Source organism: Vibrio owensii (assembly GCF_002021755.1).
Lineage (GTDB): Bacteria > Pseudomonadota > Gammaproteobacteria > Enterobacterales > Vibrionaceae > Vibrio > Vibrio owensii.
This window is the reverse complement of record NZ_CP019959.1, coordinates 590844-606816: the sequence shown is the minus strand read 5'-3', so window position 1 is coordinate 606816 and position 15973 is coordinate 590844. Positions and strand designations below refer to the sequence as shown.

Annotated in this window: 12 protein-coding genes; 7 read left to right on the top strand and 5 right to left on the bottom strand. The window is 46.6% G+C overall.

Going from position 1 to position 15973, the window contains the following annotated elements; translation table 11 throughout:
• Window positions 1–684: 684 nt before the first annotated feature.
• From A9237_RS02635 to A9237_RS02625, 3 genes are all read left to right on the top strand, one after another.
• Complete coding sequence (locus A9237_RS02635; protein WP_005437089.1) at window positions 685–1944, top strand: alginate lyase family protein; 1260 nt, start codon at window positions 685–687, stop codon at window positions 1942–1944.
• Between the two features lie 71 nt (window positions 1945–2015).
• Window positions 2016–2732, top strand: a complete 717-nt coding sequence (locus A9237_RS02630) for an oligogalacturonate-specific porin KdgM family protein (RefSeq protein ID WP_020195684.1) — start codon at window positions 2016–2018, stop codon at window positions 2730–2732.
• 153 nt (window positions 2733–2885) lie between these two features.
• Window positions 2886–4334 (top strand): MltF family protein, encoded by a 1449-nt coding sequence (locus tag A9237_RS02625; RefSeq protein ID WP_078607598.1) that lies wholly within the window; start codon window positions 2886–2888, stop codon window positions 4332–4334.
• Window positions 4335–4438: 104 nt separating this feature from the next.
• Here A9237_RS02625 and A9237_RS02620 read toward each other — a convergent pair whose 3' ends face one another.
• From A9237_RS02620 to A9237_RS02605, 4 genes are all read right to left on the bottom strand, one after another.
• Window positions 4439–5323, bottom strand: coding sequence for a DMT family transporter (locus A9237_RS02620; protein WP_039987905.1), 885 nt, complete (start codon window positions 5321–5323; stop codon window positions 4439–4441).
• Window positions 5324–5341: 18 nt separating this feature from the next.
• Window positions 5342–6058: a 3'-5' exonuclease gene (locus A9237_RS02615; protein WP_078607595.1), complete on the bottom strand. Its 717-nt coding sequence runs from the start codon at window positions 6056–6058 to the stop codon at window positions 5342–5344.
• The gene (locus A9237_RS02610) at window positions 6058–7920 is read right to left on the bottom strand and encodes a putative nucleotidyltransferase substrate binding domain-containing protein (RefSeq protein ID WP_078607593.1); all 1863 of its coding nucleotides are present in this window, start codon (window positions 7918–7920) and stop codon (window positions 6058–6060) included. The genes A9237_RS02615 and A9237_RS02610 overlap by 1 nt, the downstream gene beginning before the upstream one ends.
• A gap of 173 nt (window positions 7921–8093) precedes the next feature.
• Window positions 8094–8813 (bottom strand): FadR/GntR family transcriptional regulator, encoded by a 720-nt coding sequence (locus A9237_RS02605; RefSeq protein WP_020197014.1) that lies wholly within the window; start codon window positions 8811–8813, stop codon window positions 8094–8096.
• Between the two features lie 368 nt (window positions 8814–9181).
• Here A9237_RS02605 and A9237_RS02600 point away from each other — a divergent pair, with 368 nt between their 5' ends.
• From A9237_RS02600 to A9237_RS02585, 4 genes are all read left to right on the top strand, one after another.
• Window positions 9182–9958: an SDR family NAD(P)-dependent oxidoreductase gene (locus A9237_RS02600; RefSeq protein ID WP_005437107.1), complete on the top strand. Its 777-nt coding sequence runs from the start codon at window positions 9182–9184 to the stop codon at window positions 9956–9958.
• Between the two features lie 119 nt (window positions 9959–10077).
• The gene (locus tag A9237_RS02595) at window positions 10078–10794 is read left to right on the top strand and encodes a FadR/GntR family transcriptional regulator (protein WP_005437108.1); all 717 of its coding nucleotides are present in this window, start codon (window positions 10078–10080) and stop codon (window positions 10792–10794) included.
• A gap of 183 nt (window positions 10795–10977) precedes the next feature.
• Entirely contained in the window at window positions 10978–12267 is a 1290-nt protein-coding gene (locus tag A9237_RS02590) for an MATE family efflux transporter (RefSeq protein WP_237358425.1), read from the top strand.
• Between the two features lie 260 nt (window positions 12268–12527).
• Window positions 12528–13598 (top strand): polysaccharide lyase family 7 protein, encoded by a 1071-nt coding sequence (locus tag A9237_RS02585; protein ID WP_078607588.1) that lies wholly within the window; start codon window positions 12528–12530, stop codon window positions 13596–13598.
• A 108-nt stretch (window positions 13599–13706) separates the two neighbouring features.
• Here the strand turns inward: A9237_RS02585 and katG are convergent, their stop codons facing one another.
• Window positions 13707–15887, bottom strand: a complete 2181-nt coding sequence (katG, locus tag A9237_RS02580) for a catalase/peroxidase HPI (protein ID WP_078607586.1) — start codon at window positions 15885–15887, stop codon at window positions 13707–13709.
• Window positions 15888–15973: the final 86 nt, after the last annotated feature.

Below are 15973 nucleotides of genomic sequence, written 5' to 3'. Positions count from 1 at the left end.
TGATTTGTCTCTATAAGTGTCTGTTACAAAAGACAAACCGCTACATCCACTTTAGTCCAATGAGAACCACAACCGTTGGAAGTAACAATAAGCTGCTTAGAACCATCAAGACTTGAGCAACAGCGAGTAAGGATGACAAAACAGTATTCTTCAATGTTGAAAGTTTCACTGGTCGCATCCATCTTGTTCGCTGTACTTTGCTTCTATTCGCTATTTCTTCTGCTTACTTATTTCTTCTATCCATTTATGTCTCAGCCTGACATAAGTGGCCTCTGCTTATATAGCCTCGGCCTTTCTCATTTCATCTCTATAACCAAGCGATGCTTAACCTGTTATTGGACTCTATATAGAAAAGGACAGAGCGAAAAAGTGTGCGTCAATAGCAATTTGATGTTCTGTGTCTCAAAAACTTGAAATGATTATATTGTATGACAAATAAAAATGAACTCATTTGGTGCAAAAATATGCGGTAGAGCACATTTTTAGCCTAAATATTAAGACAATTAATGAGCCGTAAATGTTGGTAATATATTTAATATCAATAAGTTAATGTAAACTTTGGTGGTTGTAACAAAGTTTGATAGCGTGGATAAATCATACAATTAGATCTAATTCACAGAACGCTCAACATCGGCTGGGTACTATATTTGTAGTATTTTAACTCAAGATATAAGGCCGATAATAATGAAACCCCTACGACCTCTACATCTAGCAACCTGCCTCAGCGCCATTCTTTTCAGTGCTAACACTCTTGCTGCAGACTTTGTGTTCCTTGATGAAGCAACGCTTGAACAAAACCGCGCTGTTTTACAGTCAGATAAAGCGAGCGATTCAATGAAAGACGCGTACGACCGTCTAATTGAAGAAGCAGAACTGGCGATGAAAGATGGCCCGTTTACGGTAACGGCGAAAGGTATGACGCCACCAAGCGGAAGTAAAAACGATTACATGAGCATCAGCCCGTACTGGTGGCCAGATGAATCGAAAGAAGATGGCCTTCCTTGGGTTCGTCACGATGGCAAAACTAACCCTGCGTCAAAAACAGCTGAAACAGACTCTAAACGTATTGGTCACTTCACTCGTTCTGTTCGTGCATTAGCATTGGCTTATTACTTCAGCCAAGACGAGAAATACGCAAAACAAGGTATCGAATACGTTCGTACTTGGTTCATGAATGATGAAACTAAGATGAACCCGAACGTGAATTACGGTCAGGGTGTACCTGGTCGTGCAGAAGGTCGTCGTGGCGGCATTATTGATACGCGTACTCTGGCCGATCGCATGCTGGACTCAATCGCCATCCTCTCGCTTTCTCCTGCTTGGACGGATAAAGACGAACAGCAAATCACGCAGTGGTACGGCGAATACCTAGATTGGTTGATTATTGATGACCTATCAGGTGGCCCGAAAGGCGAAGCTGCTGCGGCAAACAATCACGGCACCTGGTATGACTTCCAAGTCGCCAGTATTGCTTACTTCTTAGGTAATGAGCCTCTCGCAAAGCAGATGGTTCAAAAAGGCAAGATGCGTGTAGACACTCAGTTCGAAAAAGACGGCTCTCAACCTCACGAAATCGAGCGTACTCGTGCATACCACTACCACTACTTCAGCTTAGATCCATTGGTCGGCATCGCTCAAATCGGTGACAAAGTGGGCATCGACCTATGGCACTACCAAAACAAGAAAGGTGGCTCATTAGCGCAAGGTATTCAGCTAATGGCGACTTATCAAGATCCTGCGTCTGACTGGCCATACACCGCGAAAGACAATCCACGCCGCGTAGAGCGCATGACACCGATTTACCTAAAAGCAGGTGTGGCGATGGAGAAACCTGAGTGGGTGAAACTGGCGACCGAAACTGACTTTAGCCGCTTCACAGTGAAGAAGAACTTGGCAGAAGTTTGGGCTCAGCGCGATATCGAATTGCTTTACCCAAAACAATAAAACCCTAAAAAGGGCGGCGTGTATGCGCGTCGCCACTTTGAAATACAATTTATTTACAGTGGAACATTACTATGACTTCTAAAAAACAAATTGCTTTAGCGATCGCGACAACCCTTTTTGCAGGTAGCATTTCAGCCGCGTCTCTAGACTTCCGTGAAGAATACAAACACGATTCAGAGCAGTGGGCAGGTCGTATCAAAATTGGTGGCAGCACAGGTAACCATTACTACGGCGTCGAGATGAAGCACACTGGCAACTTGAGCGAGCTTCAGCGTGGTGATAGCGAATTCGAATACGGCTACCACTTCAAATTTGATAATAACTGGCGTGTAACCACATCGATGCCGATTACCTTTGGTGACGAAGCCGTAACGTACAAACCTCAGGTTCGTGTTCAATACAAATTCGATTCTGGTATCACAACCAAGCTTCGCTACCGTCACGAGTTCCGCAACTACGCATCTGGTAAAACATCAACAGGTCTAGACGGCAAACAACACGATTCACTGAACGCGAGTAAAATCACGGGTAACATCGATTACAACTGGAACGCTTGGCAATTTGGTTTTGAAGCAAACTACAAAGAAGATTTCTTCAGCGATGAGTGGAAGCTAGGTAACCGCGATGGTAAGTACGAATGGGACTACAACTTTAAACTAGGCTACAAAGAGAAAGGTTGGGATTGGCGTCCATACGTAGAATTCGGTAACGTTCAATGTAACAGCTCTTGTGATGACAGCTCATCACGTCAGCTACGTAGCCGTGTTGGTGTGACGTATAGCTTCTAACCCAAGCCACAAATAAATTAAGATTCTTTCCAATAGCCCGCCCCCGAAGCGGGCTATTTTTGTTTTCGAACAAGGTCAGGCTCAGACCTAAGACATGCCAGTGAGCTTTTATTGCTAAAATTATCATTAATGATTTGGCGAACGGATAAGCTCATGGTGGGTAAAATACTTTGCATCGTCCTGTGTCTTTGGTCTTTCTCTCATACCAGTGCCGCATTGGAACTCTCTCCTTTAAAGTCTGACCCCTACGTGGGGGACTTAGATACCCTAAAGGAAAAGAAAGCCGTTCGAATTTTGGTGTCTGCTGATCTGGGTTTTTACTACATCCAGAATGGTAAGCCTAAAGGCATTATCTCTGAGCTTATTTATGAATTTGAACGCTACTTAAGAAAGAACAAAAAGGCGATCAACATTCAGGTCATTCCGGTCGCAAGAAACGAACTCATTCCCAAATTGATAGCTGGTTATGGTGACGTCATAGTCGCGAATCTAACCATTACCAATGAGCGTAAAGAGCAGATTGCGTTTAGCGATCCGGTGCGAGAAAACGTCTCAGAAATCATAGTGACCAACACCAGATACTCAGACATCAAAACCGTGGATGATTTGAGTGGGTTGGATGTTTGGGTGAGAGAAAGCTCGAGTTACCATAAGAGCTTAACCAAGGTAAATAACTACTTCACGATACAAAACAAACCGCTGATTAATATCTTGTTTCTTGATGAGATCATGCAAGATTATGAGGTTCTCGAAATGGTCAGTGCAGGCATTATCGATATCACCGTGCTCGACCGACACAAGACGGGGATGTGGGGGAATATCTTTCCCGGCGTGGCATTCCATAATCAAATTACCATCAGAGAAAATGCACAGATTGGCTGGGGGATACGACAAGATTCGCCTCAGTTAGAAGAGGCGGTGAACAAGTTCATCAAGGAAGTTCGGATAGGAACTTTGTTCGGCAATGTGGTCAATGAAAGGTATCTCGAAAACGACAAGTGGTTGAGAAAGTTCCTTAACCGAGACAATGCAGTTCGTTCTAAAGAATTGCTAGATATCTTCTACGCGTATTCTCAGGAGTATCAATTCAACCACCTGTTGATGTTGGCGCAGGGTTTTCAAGAATCCGGATTGAACCAAAACGTCATTTCTCACAAAGGGGCGGTGGGCATCATGCAGATCTTGCCGACTACGGCGAGAGATAGAGCCATCAACATTTCCAATATCTACGAAAAAGAACCCAATATTCACGCTGGTTTGAAGTACATGCATTATCTTCGAAAGTATTTCTTTAACGATGAAAACATCAGCGAAAACGACATCATTTACTTCTGTCTAGCAGCCTACAATGCAGGGCCAGGTAACATGAGGAAGATGAGAAGAATCGCCAAAGAAAAAGGGTATGACCCTAATGTTTGGTTTGGCAATGTGGAAGTGGTGACGCGGCAATACATTGGACTTGAGCCGATACGCTACGTCAGCAACATTAACCATTACTTTATTGCCTACAAGCTGCTAGAGAGACTCAACAATCGTCGTAGCGAACTCGAACCTTACCTTCATCCACCATACAAACTCGAAACCATTAAGCTCTATTACTAACGAGGTAGTGGTCATCGGCAAAGACATTCGCAAGATAGCTTAAGCACAATAAAAAAGAGGAGCGCTGTGCTCCTCTTGAGTATTTAACTTATTGCTTAAAGTGATTAAGACACTTCTTGCGCAGTCTCTACTCGACGCTTGTTACCCAATAAACGCTGCCAATTAAGCGGCATCATCGGCAGCACAATCAGAATGATCCCGAGTGCGGTAAACAGGTCAGGTATTTCATCAAACCACATCACGCCAAACAATGTCACAAACGCCAGTCCAGAATATTCAGCCAATGCAATCTGGCTCGCTGGAGCACGCTTAAACGCTTTGACCACCAAGGCATGGTAGGCAAGTACAAACAAGTTAATCGCCACAATCCACATCAGGTGTTGCCACGTAATGGCTTGCCATTGAGGGTAGGCGAGCAACAAAGCAACTGGTAATGTCATTAACGTTGTCCAAAACAAGGTGCACACCAAAGGTTGCTCTTGTGGCATCCGGCGAATAAGGATGTTGCCCACACCGATGGCAAGCGCACTGCCGAGAGCAATGATTGCGGCCCAATGGAAATGTTCGGGACGAAGCACAATTAAGACGCCACCAAAGCCAATCAAAGTACCGAAAATCTTGCCTTTGGAGGGCTTTTCTTTAAGGAAGATAACCGACAGTGGCAGCACCAATAATGGACCGACATAGAAAATCGCATTCGCTGTCGCCAATGGCAGATGCGTGATCGCTACCATAGCGCTAGCACTGCCTATCAGAATCAATTGCGCGCGCCAGAAGGTGATCCAATCGCATCCCATTTGACGTTCTCGTTTATCCAAACGAAGCCAAAGAGGTAACAGCAACACCAGACTGATTAATTGGCGAATAAAGACGTATTGAAAAGTGGGTACTTCGCCATTAAGCATTTTGAGGGAAACGTCAGAAAGAGACGCAACCAAGTTCGCCGCCACCAAAAGGAAGATGGCGCTAGAGACATCAGATTTTTTCATATTGGAATGGTTAGAGAGTTAGAGACTCAATCGATAAAGGGTACCGATGGTGGTTTTTCCTTGAGGAGTAATGCGAGTTTTTTGTGCTAACAACAGCTCTGCAGTCGCAACCGCATCCGCTAACGCATTGTGCCCATTGTATTCAGGTAAGCCATAGCGAGCGCGGGTGCCAGAGAGAGTGACATCAATTTCGTCACGAGGATTAATCGCTTTCTGTAGATGTTTTTCAATGCACATGGTGTCGAGCCAAACCAAAGGTGGTTCGCTGAGTTTAAACACACGATGTAGATACTGATTGATGAATTGGGTTTCGACCATACAAGCGTGAGCGACCAAGATCTTGCCTTTGGCGGCATGGAAAAACGCTCGCATGGCATCATGGATTGAAACGCCCTCGGACAGCATTTGCGGCGTAATATGGTTGATCACCGCGGTTTCTGGTTTGATTTGCGAATCGCTATTGATGTACATGTGCTGGCTGGTGGCCAGATCCACTTTGCCATTCGCTATGTCTACCCAACCGATCGACAAAATCAGATCTTCTTCGCTGTCTAAGCCGGTCGTTTCCAAATCTAGCACAATGTAATTGGCGTCTTGTGCGAATTGCGCCGCTTCCAGACGTGGCGTTTGAACCAGCGCTTTGATGTGCTCTGGCATGGTTGTATGTTTCACGTATTGCTCGCGCTTTCGATTCAGACGCGAGCAAGGATGAAAGTGTTCTAGGATTCGCTTCATTAACGGCTCCCAAAGCGCACTTTCGCCGCTTCTTGCAAGTCAGCAATAATACGGAAGGCGTCTTTCAGGTGCTGGCGTTCAAAGCTACCGAATGTATTTGGGTCGATGTGGTTATTTGGCTCTTCACCGCGTTTCAGCGCTTCTAACTGATGACCAAAACGGAACGACAAGATGAACTGGTACGCGTTAAGGATGTTCTTGTAAGCATCTTCACTTAATACGCCCGCTTCATTCGCGGCTTTGAAACGCTCGTCGGTTGCCGTTAAATCACACTCAACCGCCAAACCGTAAATGCGCGCCAAATCAATGATCAGATTGATGGCGTATTTCTTCACATCGAGCGTCTTCTTGTTCTCACCCGACTTCTCCAAAACCAAACTGTTGAAGATGCCCAACGGTGGGTTGGTGTTCACCGCATCGTTCACAAGCATGGAGAGGAACTCACGATTGCTGCGAATGTTGGTATGCAGTTCATCTCGCAAGATGAGCTCGTAATCTTTATTGCCGTAAAGGGTACGAATTTCCAAGAACACGCTGATGTTTAGCAAGCGCTCGTATTCTGGGTTGGCAACCCATTTTTTGTAGTACTTCTTCCAGACGCTCAGAGGTTGGCACCACTTTGGCGTTGCGGCCATAAACTTGCCAGGACATAAAGGGTAATCACAGCTCGCAAGGCCGTTACTGACGATCATAGCAAGGTGCTTGAAGTAAATTCGGTCGTTCTCTGTCGCGTGGTCAGCAAGGACAATCGCGCTGTCTTGATCCGACAACATGTGGACTTCGTTGCGAGCGTGAGAGCCAGCCACAATCCATGAGAACTTACATGGCGGTGGACCAAGTTTATCAATCGCGATTTGAATCAAGCGACGCGTGTAAGCGTCCATGATCATCGTCATCACTTTACCGATGACTTCCGGTGAAACGTGCCCATCAACTAGCGCTTCAAAGATAGCTTGGCGCTCTGGGGTAAAGCTCGACAGGGATTTTACGCTGCCTGCGTATTTGATTTTCTCGATCAAGAAGATGGCTTGCACACGGTGGTTTTGCACAAGGTGTGTCGTAGTCAGTACGCCGACGACTTTGTTGTTTTCTACTAATGGCAGGTTGCGAATATTGTGCTGCATCATCATCGATGCGGCGTGTAAGACGAGATCATCCGGTTTGATGGTTTGCGGATCGTGGGTCATCACTTCAGAAATAGGGCGGTCAGTACTTACCCCTTGTGCGATAACGCGCTTGGTCATATCGCGGTCGGTAATCAAGCCTACAATTTTGTCGTTCTCGTAAACCACGGCGCATGGTGAGCATTTGGTTAGCATCTCGTTTGCAACGGTTTGAATCGACTGGTCGGCAGTTACCACTGCAACGCGACCGCTGGCAACCTCACCAACGCGGCGAATGAACAAGCCTTTCTCTTTATTTGACCACACCACATCCAGCGCAGATTTCAAACGAACTTGCGCCTGAGAAGCAAAGTGTTCTGCACATTCAGGGTGGGTTTCGAACAGTTTTTTAAGCGCCGAGTTGGGAATCACATAAACCAGTGAGTTCTCAATCGCGATGGCACGATAGCCTTTCGTGCTGTCGATTTGGCTGCCAAGAAAGGTGAAGCCGAAGATGTCTTCTGGCCCCAGTTTCGCACGTAGCACACCATCGGACTTTCTTTGCTCCATAGAGCCAGTACGTATGATGTAGAGTGACTTTTCTTGGCCTGTCGCGCATTGGTCAATGACTTCACCTTTGCCAAGGTAGGTAATCTGCACGTGCGATGCGAGTTCACGCAAGGCAGGTTTTGGGATCTTGTCGAATGGGTCGATTTGCCCAATAAATTGCAGGATGTTTGGCAGCAAAGATTCAGTCATAACACAGCACTTTAATAAATTTAATTTGTATTATTATATATCTAAATTTAATCAAAGTATCACTGAATAAGAAGTTTTTTGTGAGGAAAGAGAGGGTTCTTGCTGAAGCAAGAGGGGAGTAGATACAAAAAAGCACGCGAAGGACGCGTGCTTTCAATGGTTTGTCGCTGAACTTATTTTACTGGCGCTAAGCGGTGCTTAGAGTCTAATAAGTGATTCGCTGATGCTTGGCGCGCTTTGTCAGCGTTGCCTGCCATGATTGCATCGTAAATCTGACGGTGTTCTTTGATACAAGTGCTGCCTTCTTCCGAAGAGTGCGCAATAAAGTTAACGAACATCGTCGTTAGGATATTGCCGAACGGTAGGTAGAAGTCGTTACCTGTTGCATTGAAGATCAGGCTGTGGAAGCGAGTGTCCACTTCCATCCATTTTTCGTGATCAAACTCTTCCGCTTCTGCAACGTCGACCATCTGTTGGAAAGTTTCAGATAATTCAATACGTTGTTCCGCAGTCGCATGGATAGCAGCAAGTGCACATGCCTCTGGCTCGATCGCACGGCGTAAACCAAGGAATTGACCACAGAACTGGTCAGTATCTGCAAGACCGTCCATCCATTCAATCAGTTGAGGATCTAAGAAGTTCCAGTAAGCGCGGTTGATGACGCGAGTACCAACTTTAGGACGCGACTCAAGTAGACCTTTCGACGTTAGCAATTTCACTGCTTCACGTAGTGCAGTACGGCTGATGCCAAATTGCTCACAAAGAACCATTTCGCCAGGTAGGATAGAGCCCTGAGGGAGCTTACCAGACAAAATACCACGTGCGATTTCACGCGCTACTTGCACATGAAGGCTTCGCTTAGAGCCTGAGATAGAATGAAATTCGCCAGACATAATCTTCACTTAATTACTAAATATGTATTATTTAAGCCGTACTATAGCACTCTTGCCCCCACCCACCAAGCAGATGTGAACGTAATATAAGAAGGTTCACATAACGCGTGTTTCCACTAGACACAATCAATGATTGCGTTGACTTGACCGCTTCTTCAATATCGTTTTTATCGCTATCAAGCTGTTAAATTATTCATACAAATAATGACTGTAAAATCCTACTTGTTGTGACCCAAACCACAAATGCAACGCAAAACTGACGAATTTTGCCGGATCTCGCTCAATTGGGCGCAAATACGCTTGCGACTGAAAGATCTTATTGTATGATTTATTTCGAAAGCACGAATAACTAACATAGGTAAACCGTCATGTTTAACGATTTGAAAGGTAAGCGCGTACTTATCACTGGTTCTACGTCAGGTATGGGCCTAGCGGCGGCACGCGTGTTCGCAAAATACGGCGCGAAAATCGGCATTAACAGTCATCAAACCGGTCCTGACGCAGATGCAGCAGTGACTGAGCTAACTGCACTTGGTGGCGATGTTAAGTTTTTCCAAGCGAACCTTATGGTGACCGCAGATTGCGAAAAACTGGTTAAGGAATTTACCGATCATTTCGGTGGCATGGACGTGCTAATCAACAACGCTGGTGGTCTTGGCGGTCGTGAAAACCTAGAAAACATCGATGATGAGTTCTACAACCGCGTGATGGATCTGAACGCTCGTTCTGCGTTGATGACAACCAAATACTCAATTCCGCACCTACGTGCGTCGGCAGCGGAGTCTGGTGAGACAGCATGTGTGATCAGCACTGGCTCTATCGCAGCTCGTGAAGGTGGCGGTGTTGGTGCTGGTATCTACGCGGCATCAAAAGCTTGGTTACACGACATTCACCGTAACTGGGTGAAAGAGTTCACTAAAGACAACATCCGTTTCAACATCGTTTCTCCAGGCACTATCGACACCGCATTCCACGATGGTAAATCTGACGAGTTGAAAGCAGCAATCGCAAGCGGTATCCCTATGGGTCGCTTCGGTCGAATCGAAGAAGTAGCACCAACGTTTGCTTTCTTCGCTTCACATGCATGTTCTGGTTACATCACTGGCCAAGTGCTGGATGTAAACGGCGGACAAATGGCGCCATAAGCGCTGACCTATTTCGTTTCAGACGAATACACTGACCTCAAAAAGCCAGCTTCGTCTGGCTTTTTTTGATCATTTATCAAGTGCTAAGGCACTGGAAGCATAATTATAAGGAGCGTCAAATGGCAAAGTTTTCTCTTGTGGAGGATTCACACCGCAAGATCCATGTGCAAGTTGCCAGACAAATCGCCCGCAAAATACTGTCAGGTGAGCTAAACCAAAATGAAAAGCTACCCAATGAGATGGATCTCTGTGACGCGTTTGGCGTGAGTCGCACAGCATTACGCGAGTCAACCAAACTGCTATCAGCAAAAGGGCTAATTGAGTCAAAGCCGAAGGTGGGGACGACCATTCGTGCTCGCAACCACTGGCATTTTCTCGATCCTCAACTCTTGGAATGGATTCAAGATTTAGAAGATACCGAGCCGTTTCTGGCTCAGTTTTTGGGGCTGCGTAAAGCGATTGAACCAGAGGCTTGTGCCTTAGCGGCGAATAACGCAACAGCAGAGCAACGCAAAGAATTGTCGGTCATTTTTCAGCGTATGACCATGGCGGCCAATCGTTTCGATTATGACGATTGGACGGTCAACGACCACCTGTTCCACCAGACAATATTCCTTGCAACAGGCAATCAATTCTACATTCCGTTTAGCAATATCTTGTCGACTATCTTCAAGCAGTTTATCGATCATTCAGCTGAAGGCGGTCGATTCTGTATTGAAGAGCATCGCGCGATTTACGATGCCATTATGGCGGGGAATGGAGACCAAGCTCGCATCGCGTCGCATACATTGCTTAACGACGAAAACCAAAAACTGGCTCAGGTCGTCAACGGTTGATGAATCAACGTGTATTTGGCTTTGCTCTAACGGTGAAAGGATAGGGCAAGGCCAACGTTTAGCGGCAACGGCTTGCTTGCTAGTTGCGCTTGTGAAAACTCCGAAAGGTCTACCATGTCTTCCCAACCCTATATAAGAAAAAATCTCTCCCTTGCTTGGCCGCTGGCCTTGAACGCATTATTAATGCAGTCGATGTTAATGATCGACACCTTCCTTGTCTCACCGCTCGGTGAAGTTTCCCTTGCCGCCATGGGTATTGCCACCACCATCGTCTCCTTTGTTTTAGGTATCCAAATGGCGTTGGCGAACGGCTCACAGTTGGTACTCAGTCGTGCAGTTGGATCTGGGCAACACCTGTCGCTGAACAAAGGTTTCTGGGCGGGCTTAATTATCAACGTTTTGGTCGCAGTAGTGTTTTGGACACTGATTACCGCCTTCGACAAAGCGTTGATCAGTAAGTTGACCGACAACGTTGCTCTTTATGCAGAGACTGAACGTTACCTCGCTGTCGCCAAGTTCATCATCATCTTCAACGCGATTACCCAAGTTATGATCGCCTTGTTTAATGCACTTGGCCGAACCAAAGTACCGTTCAAAGGTTACTTGATTGAGTTGCCAGTCAACATGGCAATGTCGTACGTTTTGATTCATGGCTTTGCTGGTTTTGAGGGCATTGGTGTGCAAGGCGCGGCAGCAGGCAGCTTAATCGCCATCACCATTCGATTGCTGTACTTAACTCTTTGTATTCGATGGGATGATTCCATCGTCTTGTCGATTAAGAACCTAGATGCGTCACTGAAGGCCAACACGCTGAACCACTTTAAAGAGATATTCCCCGTTGCAGCAAACGTAACCATGTTGCAAACCGGCGCGACTATCTACATGTTGTTGTACTCACAGCTGACATTGAACGCCTACGTAGCGATGACCATCGTGATGCCTTGGATCAAAGCAGGGACTCAGTTCATCACCGCTTGGGCGCATTCGTCGGCGATCACGATCAGCCAAGCGATTGGGTCACGACAAATGGATGAGCTGCGTAAGAATGTTGATATCAGCATCGACATGGCAGTGATGATCTCATTTGTCTCGGCGGCGTTCTTCTTGGCCTTAAGTTTTGTTCTACCGGATTTATACCCAGACCTAGATCCAAGTACCTACGTTGCCCTTGCTTCTATCGCGCCGTTATACGTCTTTCTGCCGATTGTTCGTGGCTATAATACGGTACACGGTCACGTGTTACGTGCGTTGGGCAAGACCACAGAAGTCTTTAAGATCAACTTCACTGGTCAGTGGATTGTGTCCATCCGATTGTGTGCATTGATCATTCTGCATTGGGATCTCTCTTTCTTTTGGGCGTTCGCCGTTATGCCATTTGAAGAAATAGTGAAAGCACTGCCATTTAGGCACTTGGCGCGTAAATCACTCAACGAGTTTGATCTCAAGAAAGCTGAGAAGCTTATGTATGATTAATTTGTCGTTTTTATTTTGATTTTTCGTCTAGTAAAGAGTCCTCAATGATGAGGGCTTTTTTGTCTCTATAGTTTACTGCTGAGTGTTTGGTTTAAATAACCTGCTTTTATCTATCACTTTTTCTTAAAGTTTGATCCAAGTAGAACTTGCAATGATCAAACTGTGAGCGATTTTACACACCCGATTTTCCGTTCGGTTTAATCTCTGGATTAATAATTAATATGTACGACAATAATACATAAATAAGGGAGTCCAAATCCATGTGTAATAGCAAAAGACTGAACAAGAATCTCCTCGCTGCCGCGTTACTTACTACGCTACCAATGACCGCTTTGGCCCACAATCAGACACCTCATCCAGTGCCTGCGGATAAGTTCGACATGATGAACTGGAAAATCACCTTGCCAATGGACAAAGACAACAACGGTCGAGCGGATGAAATCGAAGGGGTGGCGATGCTCAGTTACTCACATCACCAATTTTTCTTCTTAGATGAAAACGACAATATGGTCTTTGAAGTGCCGAACATGGCGGTGACAACAAAGGGCTCTACAAACGCGCGTTCTGAGTTGCGCCAAATGGGTCGAGGCACTGATGTCGATATCAGTGTGAAAGCACCAGAAAACAACTGGGCGATTGCTGCGCACCCTCAAGCGGAATCATTCAGCGCAGTAGGAGGAACATTAGAAGCGACGTTAAAAGTAAACCACGTTGCTACGCGCTCTCAGAATCCAGAAAAATACCCAGCGTATTCCGTCGTGGTAGGGCAGATTCATGCAGGCAAAGATCCGGCTCAATTAGAGGCGAACACAGGGTTTGGACACGGCAACGAACCACTAAAAATCTTCTACAAGAAATGGCCTAACCATAAGATGGGATCGGTGTTCTGGACATACGAACGCAACCTAGCGAAAGCGGATCCTGATCGCACAGACATCGCTTATCCGGTATGGGGGAATACATGGGAAAGCAACGCCGAGCCGGGAGACAAAGGCATCGCACTTGGTGAAGAGTTCAGCTACAGCGTAAAAGTTGAAGGTAACATTATGCAGCTTGCGTTCGAAGCCGAAGGCCACCCAACCGTGAAGTATGAACTCGACTTGAGCAATAACGTCGACGCCTATGGAAAAGTGGATAAGAAAGACTTCGCGAAAGGTTATGCGAACGAGTGGTTCTACTTTAAAGCGGGCGCTTACGGACAATGTAGCGTGAAAACTGGTGATAACTTCTGGGCGACAGGTTGTGAAGGAACGGGAGATTTCGAGACGGATAAGAAGAACGGCGACTACAGCAGTGCGACCTTTTCTGTCCTGAAGTTAAACGGCAAATAAGCCCCCAAATTGGGTACCTTACTAAAGAAAATCCCTACCACGTGGTAGGGATTTTTAGTTGGTTACTAAGTTTTTTGGTGCTTATGTTTGTCGGCGTCTGGGAAAGCGTTATAGATCGAAGCGATCGTTGTTCATCACTTTCACCCAAGCTGCGACAAAGTCTTGGACAAACTTCTCTTTGTTATCGTCCTGAGCGTAAACCTCAGCGTAAGAGCGCAGTACCGAGTTAGAGCCGAATACCAAGTCGACACGTGACGCTGTCCATTTGGTTTGGCCAGAAGCGCGTTCGCGGATTTCGTACTCGTTATCACCGGTTGGATGCCATGTGTAGCTCATATCAGTGAGGTTAACGAAGAAATCGTTGGTCAGTGCGCCGACGTTATCGGTGAATACACCTTGGCTCGTACCACCATAATTGGTGCCAAGAACACGCATACCACCAATGAGCACCGTCATCTCGACAGCGGTCAGTTGCATCAATTGGCTTCTTTCCAATAACAGCTCTTCAGCCGTTACGACGTAATCGGATTTTATCCAGTTGCGGAAGCCGTCGTGAATTGGTTCAAGCACGTCAAACGAATCGGCATCGGTCATGGCGTCCGTCGCATCTCCACGTCCTTGGCTAAATGGCACAGAGACATTCATACCTGCGTTGGATGCCGCTTTCTCGATACCTACGCCACCCGCGAGCACAATCAAATCCGCCATGCTAATTGGCGAGTTGTGTGTGGTGCGAATATCGTCGAGCACGCTCAACACTTTCTGCAATCTTTCTGGCTCGTTACCTACCCAATCTTTTTGCGGAGCAAGACGAATACGTGCGCCATTAGCCCCACCGCGACGGTCAGAACCACGGTAAGTACGAGCGCTGTCCCATGCAGTAGAAACCAGCTCAGCAATGCTCAATTCACTATTGAGAATCGCCATCTTGAGTGCGTCGATGTTCTCTTCAGATAGGTGGTAAGAGACAGGTGGCACGGGATCTTGCCAAATCAAATCTTCTGCTGGCACATCAGGGCCGAGGTAACGAGATTTAGGGCCTAGATCGCGGTGAGTCAGCTTAAACCAAGCGCGAGCGAAGCAATCTTCGAAGTACTTAGGATCATCACGGAAACGCTCTGCAATCTTGCGGTATTCCGGATCAAACTTAAGCGCCATATCCGCATCGGTCATCATTGGATTGCGACGAATGCTTGGGTCTTCCACATCCACCGGCATGTCTTCTTCTTTGATGTTTACTGGCTCCCACTGAGCAGCACCCGCAGGGCTCTTAGTAACCCACCAGTCGTAAGTGAATAACAAGTGGAAGTAGCCGTTATCCCATTTGGTTGGGTTAGTGGTCCACGCACCTTCCACACCACTGGTGACGGTATCACGTCCTATGCCGCGAGAGGTTTTGTTGAGCCAACCAAAGCCTTGATCTTCGATTTCTGCGCCTTCCGGTTCTGGGCCGAGTAGGGAAGCATCACCATTACCATGTGCTTTACCCACGGTGTGACCACCCGCGGTGAGCGCTACGGTTTCTTCATCGTTCATTGCCATGCGCGCAAAGGTGACACGCATATCGTGTGCAGTTTTGATTGGGTCAGGTTTGCCATCGACCCCTTCAGGGTTTACGTAAATCAAGCCCATCATTACGGCTGCAAGTGGGTTTTCTAGATCGCGTTCACCAGAGTAACGATTGTTCTCGCCGCCACTTGGTTGCAACCACTCTTTTTCTGCGCCCCAGTAGATGTCTTTTTCAGGATGCCAAATGTCTTCACGACCGCCAGCAAAACCAAACGTCTTAAAGCCCATGGATTCATAAGCCATGTTACCAGCAAGAATCATCAAATCGGCCCAAGACAATTTGTTGCCGTATTTTCTTTTGATTGGCCAAAGTAGGCGACGTGCTTTATCTAGGTTGCCGTTATCTGGCCAACTGTTGAGTGGAGCAAAACGCTGATTACCTCGGCTTGCGCCACCACGACCATCCGCAATTCTATAAGTACCCGCAGAGTGCCACGCCATACGAATCATTAAGCCACCGTAGTGACCCCAGTCCGCTGGCCACCAATCTTGGCTGTCGGTCATCAGATCTTTTAGGTCTTTTTTTACTTCCTCTAAATCGAGAGAGTTAAAAGCATCGGCATAGTTAAAATCCGCACCCATCGGGTCGGTTTTCTGGTCGTGTTGATGAAGAATGTCGAGGTTGAGGGTTTTCGGCCACCAATTGAATTCAGCTGCCTGTTGGTTGGTATTCGCTCCATGCATGACAGGACATTTGGAGTGATTGTTTTTGTCGCTCATCTCTTGCTCCCTAACTGGGGTTAGTGTTCCCAAAGTTTAGTTACAGGTTGCGTATTTCGCCCTTGCGGTTTTACGTTATATTTCGG